We start from the raw sequence: 9,435 nt of genomic DNA on the forward strand, positions 1-9,435 counted from the left end.
AGGCGCCCACGCCGGGCAGCACCACCCGGTCGGCCGCCGCCACCGTCTCCGGATCGTCGGTGACGAGCACGCGCGCGCGGCCGTCGGCCGCCTTCACCAGCGCCTTCTCGGCCGAGCGAAGGTTGCCCGACCCGTAGTTGATCAGGGCGACGCTCATGAGGTGATTTCCTAGAGCACGCCCTTGGTGGAGGGGGCGTGGCCGTGGGTCTTGGGATCGAGCTCCACCGCCTGGCGGAGCGCCCGGGCCAGCGCCTTGAACCCGCTTTCCGCCACGTGGTGGGAGTTGGTCCCGTAGAGGGTCTCCAGGTGCACGCAGGCGCCGCAGTTCATGGCGAACGCGTGGTGGAACTCCTTGAAGAGCTCGGTGTCCATGTCGCCGACCTTCGGCGTCCTGAACTCCACCCGCCAGATCAGGTACGGCCGGTTGGAGAGGTCGATGGCGCAGCGCGTCAGGGTCTCGTCCATCGGAATGTAGGCGTGGCCGAAGCGGCGCACGCCCTTGAAGCCGTCCAGCGCCTTGGCGAAGGCCTGGCCCAGCACGATCCCGGTGTCCTCCACCGTGTGGTGCATGTCGATGTGCAGGTCGCCCTTGGTCTCGATCTCGATGTCGAAGCCGCCGTGCCGGATGAAGCTCTCCAGCATGTGGTCGAAGAAGCCGATGCCGGTGGAGACCTTGGACGCGCCGGAGCCGTCCAGGTCGACGGCGACCCGGATCTGCGTCTCCTTGGTGTTGCGGACGACCTCCGCCTGGCGGCTCATGATCAATATCCCTTGGCGGCCGCCAGGTCCTTCAGCGAGACCTGCGGACGCGGACCGTAGTGCGAGATCACCTCGGCCGCCGCCAGCGACGCCAGCCGGCCGCAGACCTGCAACGGCCGGCCCCGCGAGAGGCCGAACATGAATCCGGCTGCGTATTGGTCGCCGGCTCCGGTCGTGTCCACGACTTTCTCCACGGGTTCCGCCGCGGCCGTCAGCCGCTCGCCGTCGGCGAGTATGACAGAACCGTGTTCACTGCGGGTTACCGCCGCGAGCTTGACGCGCTGGCGCAACGCCTCGGCGGCGGCGTCGAAGCTGTCGGTCTGGAACAGCGCCTTGGCCTCGACCTCGTTGGCGAACAAGAGGTCGACCTGGCTTTCGATGAAACCCAGCAGCGCCTCGCGGTGGCGCTCGACCACGAAGCCGTCCGAGAGCGTCAGCGCCAGCATCCGCCCGGAGGCGCGCGCCAGGCCCGCGGCCTTGGCGAAGGCGCGCCGCGCCGCGTCGGCGTCGAACAGGTAGCCCTCGAGATAGACGATCTTCGAGGCCTCGATCACCTCGGCCTCGACGTCGGCCTCGGTGAAGGCGGTCGAGGCGCCCAGGAAGGTGCACATGGTGCGCTGGCCGTCGGGAGTGACGTTGATCATGCAGGCGGCCGTCGCCGGCCCGCCGACCAGGGGCGCGTTCTCGAACCGGGCGCCGATCGCGCGCATGTCGTGGGCGAACACCCCGCCCAGCTGGTCGTCGGCGACCTTGCCCAGGAAGGCGCCCTTGCCGCCGAAGCTGGCCAGCCCTGCCACCGTATTGGCCGCCGAGCCGCCCGAGGTCTCAACGCCGGGCGCCATCCTGGCGTAGAGCGCCTGCGACTGCGCCTGGTCCACCAGCATCATGCCGCCCTTGGCCAGGCCGTTGTCGGCGAGGAAGCTGTCCTCGGCCGGGGCGATCACGTCGACGATGGCGTTGCCGATCGCGGCGACGTCGTAGAGCTCTGGCATGTCTGGGCTTTCCGGGGATTTCGCGAGCGCGACTTACAGGGAAAGCCCGGGCGGAGCAACGTGGGCGCGTCCGGCTTACCGCCCATTTGCGAACAGATGACGCGAAGGACAGAGGTCGGCGACGATGCACTCCTCGCAGCGCGGCCGGCGGGCCAGGCAGACGTAGCGCCCGTGCAGGATCAGCCAGTGGTGGGCGCGGGTGAGGCCGGGCTCGGGCACGACGGCCATCAGCTGGCGCTCGACCTGGTCCGGCGTCTTGCCGTCGGCCAGCCCCAGCCGGTGCGAGACGCGGAACACATGGGTGTCGACGGCGATGGCCGGCTCGATGCGCAGCTCGTTCAGCACGACCGAGGCGGTCTTGCGTCCGACGCCCGGCAAGGCCTGCAGCTTCTCGCGGTCCAGCGGAACCTCGCCGCCGTACTGCTCGATCAGGATGCGCGAGAGCGCGATGACGTTCTTGGCCTTGGTGTTGAAGAGGCCGATCGAGGAGATGTAGGGCTTCAGCCCCTCCTCCCCCAGCGCCAGCATCTTCTGCGGCGTGTCGGCGACGGCGAACAGCTTCTTCGTCGCCTTGTTCACCGAGACGTCGGTGGCCTGGGCCGAGAGGGCGACAGCCACCACCAGGGTGTAGGGGCTGTCGTAGTCGAGCTCGGTGCGCGGATCGCTCTCCTGGCTCTCGAACCGCTCGAAGATCTCGGCGATCCGGGCCCGCTCGGCGGGGCTGATGCGCTTGGCGCGCGGCTTGGTCGCGGGCTTGGCCATGGGGCGGGGAAGATGGCGTGGAGGGGGCTTCAGCGCAACGATCAGCGGGCTTATTCTCTGCCGATGCCCTCGCCGCTCTACATGGACGCCGAGATCCGACCGAACCGTTCGCTGTCGGAGCGGGGCTTCGTCATCCTGATCACCGTCGTCACCCTGGCCAACTGCGCCTCGGCCGCGGTGTTCCTGGCGCTGGGGGCGACCTTCGTGCCGATCTTCCTCGGCTTCGACGTGCTGGCGGTGATCGTCGCCTTCCTGGTCAGCTTCAGCGCCGCCAAGCGCATCGAGCGGGTGCAGGTGACCGCCAGCGAGGTGCGCGTCACCCATGAGACGCCGAAGTGGACCAGGCTGGTCTGGGAATCCCCCACCGCCTTCACCCGCGTGCACGTGGAGAAGGAGGACGAGCGGACCGTGGCGCTGAAGCTCGCCCTCTCCGGCCGCGAGGCGGAGGTCGCCGCCGCCCTGAGCCCGCGGGAGCGCGCGGACTTCGCCAAGGCGCTGGAGCGGGCGATCTGGCAGGCGCGGCGGGAGCGGAGCTGAAACCGAAAACAGTAGTTACAGAATGAACCGCGACAGATCCGCGTTCTGCGCCAGCTCGCCCACCCGCGCCTGCACGTAGGCCGCATCGATCTCGATGCTTTCGCCGTCGCGGTCGGCGGCGGTGAAGCTGATCTCTTCCAGCACCTTCTCCAGCACCGTCTGCAGCCGGCGCGCGCCGATGTTCTCGACCGCGCCGTTGACGGTCACCGCCGCGTCGGCCAGGGCGTCGACGGCGGTTTCCGTGAAGCTCAGCGTCACGCCCTCGGTCGCCAGCAGCGCCTGGTGCTGGCGGATCAGGTTGGCCTCGGGCTCGGTGAGGATGCGGCGGAAGTCGTCGCGGGTGAGCGCCTTCAGCTCCACCCGGATCGGCAGCCGGCCCTGCAGCTCGGGAAGCAGGTCCGAAGGCTTGGCGACGTGGAAGGCGCCGGAGGCGATGAACAGGATGTGGTCGGTCTTCACCGGCCCGTACTTGGTCGACACGGTCGTCCCCTCGATCAGCGGCAGCAGGTCGCGCTGCACGCCCTCGCGGCTGACGTCGGCGCCGGCGCGTTCGGCGCGGCTGGCGACCTTGTCGATCTCGTCGAGGAAGACGATGCCCTGGTTCTCGGCCAGCTCGAGCGCCTCCTGGGTCAGCGCCTCCTGGTCGACCAGCTTGTCGCTTTCCTCGGCGATCAGGGGCGCCCAGGCGCCGGAGACGGTGGTCTTGTGGGTCTTGGTGCGGCCGCCGAAGGCCTTGCCGAACATGTCGGAGAGATTGAGCATCCCCATCTGGGCGCCCGGCTGGCCGGGGATGTCGAAGGTCGGAAAGGCGGGACCGGTGTCGGCCACCTGCAGCTCGACCTCCTTGTCGTCCAGCTCGCCGGCGCGCAGCTTCTTGCGGAAGGACTCGCGCGCGGCGGTCGAGCCGGGGCCGGTCATGGCGTCGAGGATGCGTTCCTCGGCGGCGGCCTCGGCGCGGGCGCGCACGCCCGCGCGGCGCTTCTCGCGCACCATGCCGATGGCGCTCTCCACCAGATCGCGGACGATCTGGTCGACGTCGCGGCCGACATAGCCCACCTCGGTGAACTTGGTGGCCTCGACCTTCAGGAACGGCGCCTGGGCGAGCCTGGCCAGGCGCCGGGCGATCTCGGTCTTGCCGACGCCGGTCGGGCCGATCATCAGGATGTTCTTCGGCGTGACCTCGTCGCGCAGCTCGTCGGGCACCCGCCGGCGGCGCCAGCGGTTGCGCAGCGCCACGGCCACGGCGCGCTTGGCCTCCGGATGGCCGACGATGAAGCGGTCGAGCTCGGAGACGATCTCGCGGGGGGGGAATTCGGTCATGGGATTGTCACGCCTGCGCGGCCCGACCACTCCCCGGTGATCCCTGCGAGAGCAGGAACCCAGGCTTTTTTGGTGTTGCGGGCCGCTCGAACAGAAAAAACCTGGATCCCCGCTTTCGCGGGGACGAGCGGATAGTATGCGGTCTTGGCCTCAGAGCTTCTCAACCGTGAGCTCGCCATTGGTGTAGACGCAGATCTCGGCGGCGATGGCCATCGCCCTGCGCGCTATGGCTTCGGCGTCGAGCGCGCCGTCGATCAACGCCCGCGCCGCCGCGAGCGCATAGTTGCCGCCGGAGCCGATGGCGGCCACGCCGCTCTCCGGCTCCAGCACGTCGCCGACGCCGGTGACGGTCAGGATGGTCGAGGCGTCGGCCACGATCAGCATGGCCTCCAGCCGGCGCAGATAGCGGTCCGTGCGCCAGTCCTTCGCCAGGTCGACGCAGGCGCGGGCCAGCTGCTCGGGATACTGCTCGAGCTTGGCCTCCAGCCGTTCGATCAGGGTGAAGGCGTCGGCCGTCGCCCCGGCGAAGCCCGCCACGACGCGGCCGCCGGCCAACCTTCGCACCTTGCGGGCGTTGCCCTTGACGATGGTCTGGCCCATGGAGACCTGTCCGTCTCCGGCGATGACGGTGGAGCCGCCCTTGCGGACGGCTAGAATGGTTGTCCCATGCCAGTCTGGGAACGTGGCGGAGGTGGCTTGGCCCATGGCCGCGCATGTGGCCAGGGCCTGTGGCGAGGTCAAGGCGAGGCGGACATTCGCGGATGAGTTTCCCAAGATGAGCTTCACGGACGAAGAAGTCGAACGCTACGCCCGGCACCTGGTGCTGCGCGAAGTCGGCGGCCCCGGCCAGCAGAAACTGAAGGCGGCCAGCGTGCTGATCGTCGGCGCCGGCGGGCTCGGCGCGCCGGCCGCGCTCTATCTGGCGGCGGCGGGCGTCGGCACGGTGATGCTGGCCGACCCGGACGTGGTCGACCGCTCCAACCTGCAGCGCCAGATCATCTACGCCGAGGGCGACATCGGCCAGCCGAAGGCCGAGGCCGCGGCGGACCGGCTGGCGGCGCTGAACCCGCACGTCTTCGTGGCGGCCTACGAGGGCGCCTTCGACGCCGGCTCCGCCGACGAGCTCGTGTCCGGCGTCGACCTGGTGCTCGACGGCACCGACGATTTCGCCACCCGCATGTGCGTCAACGCCGCCTGCGTGCGCCACGGCAAGACCCTGGTGTCGGGCGCCATCGGCCGCTGGACCGGCCAGGTCGGGGTGTTCCGCGGCCGGCCCTGCTACCAGTGCCTGGTGCCGGAGATCCCGCCCGACGCCGAGACCTGTTCGGCGGTGGGCGTGGTGGGGGCGCTGGCGGGCGTGATCGGCTCGATGATGGCGCTCGAGGCGGTGAAGCTGATCACCGCCGCCGGCGAGCCGCTGGCCGGGCGCCTGATGATCTACGATGCGCTGGCCGGCGAGACCCGCACGGTGCGGATCGGCGCCGACCCGGATTGCCCGATCTGTGGAGGAAGACAGCCATGAGCCAGGACGCCTGGACCGAAGTCGACCGCTATCTGACCGACACCCTGCTCGCCCCTGACCCGGCGCTCGAGGCGGCGCTGGCCGACAGCGAGGCGGGCGGCCTGCCGGCGATCAATGTCGCGCCCAACCAGGGCAAGCTGCTGATGCTGCTGGCGCAGATGGCGGGCGCAAAGCGGATCCTGGAGATCGGCGCCCTCGGCGGCTATTCGACCATCTGGCTGGCCAGGGCGCTGCCGGCGGACGGCCGGCTGATCACCCTGGAATACGTCCCGCACCACGCCGAGGTCGCGCGCCGGAACATCGCCCGCGCCGGCTTTGCGGCCCAGGTCGAGGTCAAGGTCGGCGCCGCGATCGACACCCTGCCGACGCTGCAAGGGCCGTTCGACTTCGTCTTCATCGACGCCGATAAGGCGAGCTATCCGGCCTATTTCGAATGGTCGCTGAAGCTCGCCCGGCCGGGCGCGGTGATCGTCGCCGACAACGCGGTGCGCGCCGGCAAGGTGCTGGACCCTCAGGGCGACGCCGACGCCGAGGGCGTGCGGCGCATGTACGACCTGATCGCCGCCGAGCCGCGCGCCACCGCCACCGCCGTGCAGACCGTGGGCTCGAAGGGCTGGGACGGGTTCTGCTTGATCCGGGTGAAATCGTCGCTCCCTTAATGGGGAGGGACTCAAAGCATCGCCGGAATGACTCTGTCCGGCGGGCGGTGGCCGTCCATCCAGGTGCGGATGTTGATGATCACCTTCTCGCCCATGTCGATCCGCCCTTCGAGGGTGGCCGAGCCCATGTGCGGCAGCAGGACGGCGTTCGGCTGGGCCAGCAGCTTCGGATTGATCGCCGGCTCGAACTCGAAGACGTCGAGGCCGACGCCGCCGATCTTGCCCTCCGCCAGCAGGTCGGCGAGCGCGCTCTCGTCGATGATCTCGCCGCGGGCGGTGTTGATGACGATGGCGTGCGGCTGCAAAAGCTTCAGCCGCCGCGCCGAGAGCAGGTGGTAGGTGGCCGGCGTGTGCGGCGAGTGGACGGAGATGATGTCCATCCGCGCCAGCATCTGGTCGAGGCTCTCCCAGTAGGTCGCTTCCAGCTCCTCGGCGATCCGCACCGAGACCGGCTTTCGGTTGTGGTAGTGGATCTGCAGCCCGAAGGCCTTGGCTCTGCGGGCCACCGCCTGGCCGATGCGGCCCATGCCGATGATGCCCAGCCGCTTGCCGGTGACCCGGCGGCCCAGCATCCAGGTCGGCGTCCAGCCGCGGAACTCTCCGGCCTGGGTGACGTTCGCGCCCTGCACGAGGCGGCGGGCGACGGCCATGATCAGCGCCAGCGTCAGGTCGGCGGTGTCCTCGGTGAGGACGCCGGGCGTATTGGTGACGGTGATCCCCCGCTCGGTCGCGGCGGTCACGTCGATATGATCGACGCCGGCCCCGAAGTTGGCGATCAGCTTCAGTTGCGGCCCGGCCTTGTCGAGCAGGGGCGCGTCGATCTTGTCGGTGATGGTCGGCGCCAGCACGTCGGCGCGCGCGACCGCGGCCTCGAGCTGCTCGCGGCTCATCGGCTGGTCCGTGAGATTGAGCTCGGTGTCGAACAACTCCCGCATCCGGGTCTCCACCGGGTCCGGCAGTTTGCGCGTGACGATGACTTTCGGCTTGCGGGCGGCCATGTGCGAACTGAAAAGGGGACCTTGAGGGGCGCGGCTTTCGCCGACGCTGTCGAGCTCTTCTAACGAGAGCACCTCTAGCAAACGGGCCCTTGGCGGCCAAGGCGAGGCGGAGCGGATGAGGGGTGTGATTCGGGCGCTGCTCGCGACGGCGGCGCTCGGTGCGGGTCTCGGCGCGGCCGCCGCGCAGGCGGCGCAGGACCGTCCGACGCCCTCCGGACTGCCCGTGCCGCGCTACGTCTCGCTGAAGTTCGACAAGGTCAACGCCCGCTCCGGCCCGGGGGACGACCACCGCACCCTGTGGATCTATCGCGTCCGCGGCCTGCCGGTGCAGGTCGTCGCCGAGACCTCCGAGTGGCGGCGAATCTGCGATCCCGAGGGCCAGCTGGTCTGGGTGCACAAGCGCACCACCGACGGCCGCCGCACGGTGATCAACATGAACTCGGCGCCCGCCGCGCTCCGGCGCCGGCCGAAGGATTCGTCGCGCGTGGTGGCCTATCTGAACGTGCGGGCCATCGCCTCGCTGGTCCGCTGCGACGAGGACCAGTGGTGCCGGGTGCGCGCCGACGACGTCTCCGGCTGGGTCAAGGCCGGCGAGCTCTGGGGCGCCTCGGACGCCGTCCAGTGCCGCCCCGGGCGGCCCGGCGGCGCCGCAAGCGGGCGTTGAGCCTGCCGGGCGGCTCATGTTAGGGCCTGTTGCTCATTCCACAGGCCCGTTCACATGAGCATCGCGACCACCACCGAAACCCGGCCTTCGAGCTTCACCAAGGAAGACCTGCTGGCCTGCGCGCGCGGCGAGATGTTCGGCCCGGGCAACGCCCAGCTGCCGGCGCCGCCGATGCTGATGTTCGACCGGATCGTCAACATCACCTCGGACGGCGGCGCCCACGGCAAGGGCTTCATGGAGGCCGAGCTGGATATCAGCGACGACCTCTGGTTCTTCGCCTGCCACTTCATCGGCGACCCCGTCATGCCGGGGTGCCTCGGCCTGGACGCCATGTGGCAGCTGGTGGGCTTCTTCCTCGCCTGGTCCGGCGGCCCGGGCCGCGGCCGCGCGGTGGGCGTGGGCGAGGTGAAGTTCGCCGGCCAGGTCACGCCGAAGATCAGGAAGCTCGTCTACCGGATCGACATGAAGAAGGTGATCATCCGCAAGCTGGTGATGGGCGTCGGCGACGGGGTTCTGCTGGCCGACGGCAAGCCCATCTATGAAGCCAAGGACCTGCGGGTCGGCCTCTACAACGCCGCCGACCTGAGCTGAGCGAACGACAAGGCATGGAGGAAATCAGCTGATGCGCCGCGTCGCCGTCACCGGACTGGGCATCGTCTCGTCCATCGGCGTCAGCGCCAACGAGGTGCTGGCCTCCTTGCGCGACGCCAGGAGCGGGGTCTCCGCCGCGCCAGAATATGCCGAGCTCGGGTTCCGCTGCCAGGTGCACGCAGAGCCGCAGATCGACTGGGAATCCCTGGTCGACCGCAGAGCCGCCCGCTTCCTCGCCCAGGGCACCGCCTTCGGCCACATCGCCATGGAGCAGGCGATCCGCGACGCGGGCCTGGAGGAAGGCGAGGTCTCTCACGAGCGCACCGGCCTGATCGTCGGCTCGGGCGGCCCCTCGACCCGCACCATCGTCGAGGCCGCGGAGACCACCCGCGCCAAGGGCCCCAAGCGGATCGGCCCGTTCGCCGTGCCCAAGGCGATGAGCTCCGGCCCCTCGGCCACCCTCGCCACCTGGTTCAAGATCCGCGGCCTGAACTTCTCCATCTCCTCGGCCTGCGCGACCTCGGCCCACTGCATCGGCGCCGGGTTCGAGCAGATCGCCATGGGCAAGCAGGACGTGGTCTTCGCCGGCGGCTGCGAGGAGCTCGACTGGACGCTGTCGAACCTGTTCGAC

Annotated in this window: 12 protein-coding genes and 1 pseudogene; 6 read left to right on the top strand and 7 right to left on the bottom strand. The window is 69.8% G+C overall.

The window, feature by feature from the left end:
* The 4 genes and pseudogenes from VJS38_RS06625 to nth form a co-directional block, all read right to left on the bottom strand.
* Positions 1-157 (bottom strand): annotated as a pseudogene (locus tag VJS38_RS06625) (imidazole glycerol phosphate synthase subunit HisH); the annotation flags it as partial.
* An 11-nt stretch (positions 158-168) separates the two neighbouring features.
* Positions 169-759: an imidazoleglycerol-phosphate dehydratase HisB gene (gene hisB / locus VJS38_RS06630; RefSeq protein WP_324087367.1), complete on the bottom strand. Its 591-nt coding sequence runs from the start codon at positions 757-759 to the stop codon at positions 169-171.
* 2 nt (positions 760-761) lie between these two features.
* Positions 762-1,751, bottom strand: coding sequence for an adenosine kinase (locus VJS38_RS06635; protein WP_324087368.1), 990 nt, complete (start codon positions 1,749-1,751; stop codon positions 762-764).
* 75 nt (positions 1,752-1,826) lie between these two features.
* The gene (gene nth, locus VJS38_RS06640) at positions 1,827-2,513 is read right to left on the bottom strand and encodes an endonuclease III (protein WP_324087369.1); all 687 of its coding nucleotides are present in this window, start codon (positions 2,511-2,513) and stop codon (positions 1,827-1,829) included.
* 63 nt (positions 2,514-2,576) lie between these two features.
* On the opposite strand from nth, the gene VJS38_RS06645 reads away from it, so the two are divergent.
* Positions 2,577-3,050: a DUF2244 domain-containing protein gene (locus VJS38_RS06645; RefSeq protein ID WP_324087370.1), complete on the top strand. Its 474-nt coding sequence runs from the start codon at positions 2,577-2,579 to the stop codon at positions 3,048-3,050.
* A 15-nt stretch (positions 3,051-3,065) separates the two neighbouring features.
* Here VJS38_RS06645 and hslU read toward each other — a convergent pair whose 3' ends face one another.
* Positions 3,066-4,370, bottom strand: a complete 1,305-nt coding sequence (gene hslU, locus VJS38_RS06650) for an ATP-dependent protease ATPase subunit HslU (RefSeq protein ID WP_324087371.1) — start codon at positions 4,368-4,370, stop codon at positions 3,066-3,068.
* Between the two features lie 150 nt (positions 4,371-4,520).
* Positions 4,521-5,075, bottom strand: a complete 555-nt coding sequence (gene hslV, locus VJS38_RS06655) for an ATP-dependent protease subunit HslV (RefSeq protein WP_324087372.1) — start codon at positions 5,073-5,075, stop codon at positions 4,521-4,523.
* A 70-nt stretch (positions 5,076-5,145) separates the two neighbouring features.
* Between hslV and VJS38_RS06660 the strand changes: the two genes are divergently transcribed.
* Together VJS38_RS06660 and VJS38_RS06665 are read left to right on the top strand one after the other, a co-directional pair.
* A complete protein-coding gene (locus VJS38_RS06660; RefSeq protein WP_324087373.1) occupies positions 5,146-5,892 on the top strand; it encodes a molybdopterin-synthase adenylyltransferase MoeB in 747 nt (248 codons plus the stop codon).
* Entirely contained in the window at positions 5,889-6,551 is a 663-nt protein-coding gene (locus tag VJS38_RS06665) for an O-methyltransferase (RefSeq protein WP_324087374.1), read from the top strand. Before VJS38_RS06660 ends, VJS38_RS06665 begins: the two co-directional genes overlap by 4 nt.
* 11 nt (positions 6,552-6,562) lie before the next feature.
* On the opposite strand, the gene VJS38_RS06670 is transcribed toward VJS38_RS06665, so the two are convergent.
* Complete coding sequence (locus VJS38_RS06670) at positions 6,563-7,549, bottom strand: D-glycerate dehydrogenase (RefSeq protein WP_324087375.1); 987 nt, start codon at positions 7,547-7,549, stop codon at positions 6,563-6,565.
* 115 nt (positions 7,550-7,664) lie between these two features.
* On the opposite strand from VJS38_RS06670, the gene VJS38_RS06675 reads away from it, so the two are divergent.
* The 3 genes from VJS38_RS06675 to VJS38_RS06685 all read left to right on the top strand — a co-directional run.
* Positions 7,665-8,213 (top strand): SH3 domain-containing protein, encoded by a 549-nt coding sequence (locus VJS38_RS06675; RefSeq protein WP_324087376.1) that lies wholly within the window; start codon positions 7,665-7,667, stop codon positions 8,211-8,213.
* Positions 8,214-8,267: 54 nt separating this feature from the next.
* Positions 8,268-8,804 (top strand): 3-hydroxyacyl-[acyl-carrier-protein] dehydratase FabA, encoded by a 537-nt coding sequence (fabA, locus tag VJS38_RS06680; RefSeq protein ID WP_324087377.1) that lies wholly within the window; start codon positions 8,268-8,270, stop codon positions 8,802-8,804.
* 31 nt (positions 8,805-8,835) lie between these two features.
* Positions 8,836-9,435, top strand: a 600-nt coding sequence (locus VJS38_RS06685) for a beta-ketoacyl synthase N-terminal-like domain-containing protein (protein WP_324087378.1), incomplete at its 3' end; no start/stop codon positions are given.

The organism is Phenylobacterium sp., from assembly GCF_035276905.1.
Lineage (GTDB): Bacteria > Pseudomonadota > Alphaproteobacteria > Caulobacterales > Caulobacteraceae > Phenylobacterium.

Bases quoted from the DNA above. Each gene is read 5' to 3' on its own strand.
- nth (WP_324087369.1), bottom strand. From the start codon at position 2,513: ATGGCCAAGCCCGCGACCAAGCCGCGCGCCAAGCGCATCAGCCCCGCC.
- hslV (WP_324087372.1), bottom strand. From the start codon at position 5,075: ATGGGCCAAGCCACCTCCGCCACGTTCCCAGACTGGCATGGGACAACC.
- VJS38_RS06635 (WP_324087368.1), bottom strand. From the start codon at position 1,751: ATGCCAGAGCTCTACGACGTCGCCGCGATCGGCAACGCCATCGTCGAC.
- VJS38_RS06660 (WP_324087373.1), top strand. From the start codon at position 5,146: ATGAGCTTCACGGACGAAGAAGTCGAACGCTACGCCCGGCACCTGGTG.
- VJS38_RS06645 (WP_324087370.1), top strand. From the start codon at position 2,577: ATGCCCTCGCCGCTCTACATGGACGCCGAGATCCGACCGAACCGTTCG.
- fabA (WP_324087377.1), top strand. From the start codon at position 8,268: ATGAGCATCGCGACCACCACCGAAACCCGGCCTTCGAGCTTCACCAAG.
- hisB (WP_324087367.1), bottom strand. From the start codon at position 759: ATGAGCCGCCAGGCGGAGGTCGTCCGCAACACCAAGGAGACGCAGATC.
- VJS38_RS06675 (WP_324087376.1), top strand. From the start codon at position 7,665: ATGAGGGGTGTGATTCGGGCGCTGCTCGCGACGGCGGCGCTCGGTGCG.
- hslU (WP_324087371.1), bottom strand. From the start codon at position 4,370: ATGACCGAATTCCCCCCCCGCGAGATCGTCTCCGAGCTCGACCGCTTC.
- VJS38_RS06670 (WP_324087375.1), bottom strand. From the start codon at position 7,549: ATGGCCGCCCGCAAGCCGAAAGTCATCGTCACGCGCAAACTGCCGGAC.
- VJS38_RS06665 (WP_324087374.1), top strand. From the start codon at position 5,889: ATGAGCCAGGACGCCTGGACCGAAGTCGACCGCTATCTGACCGACACC.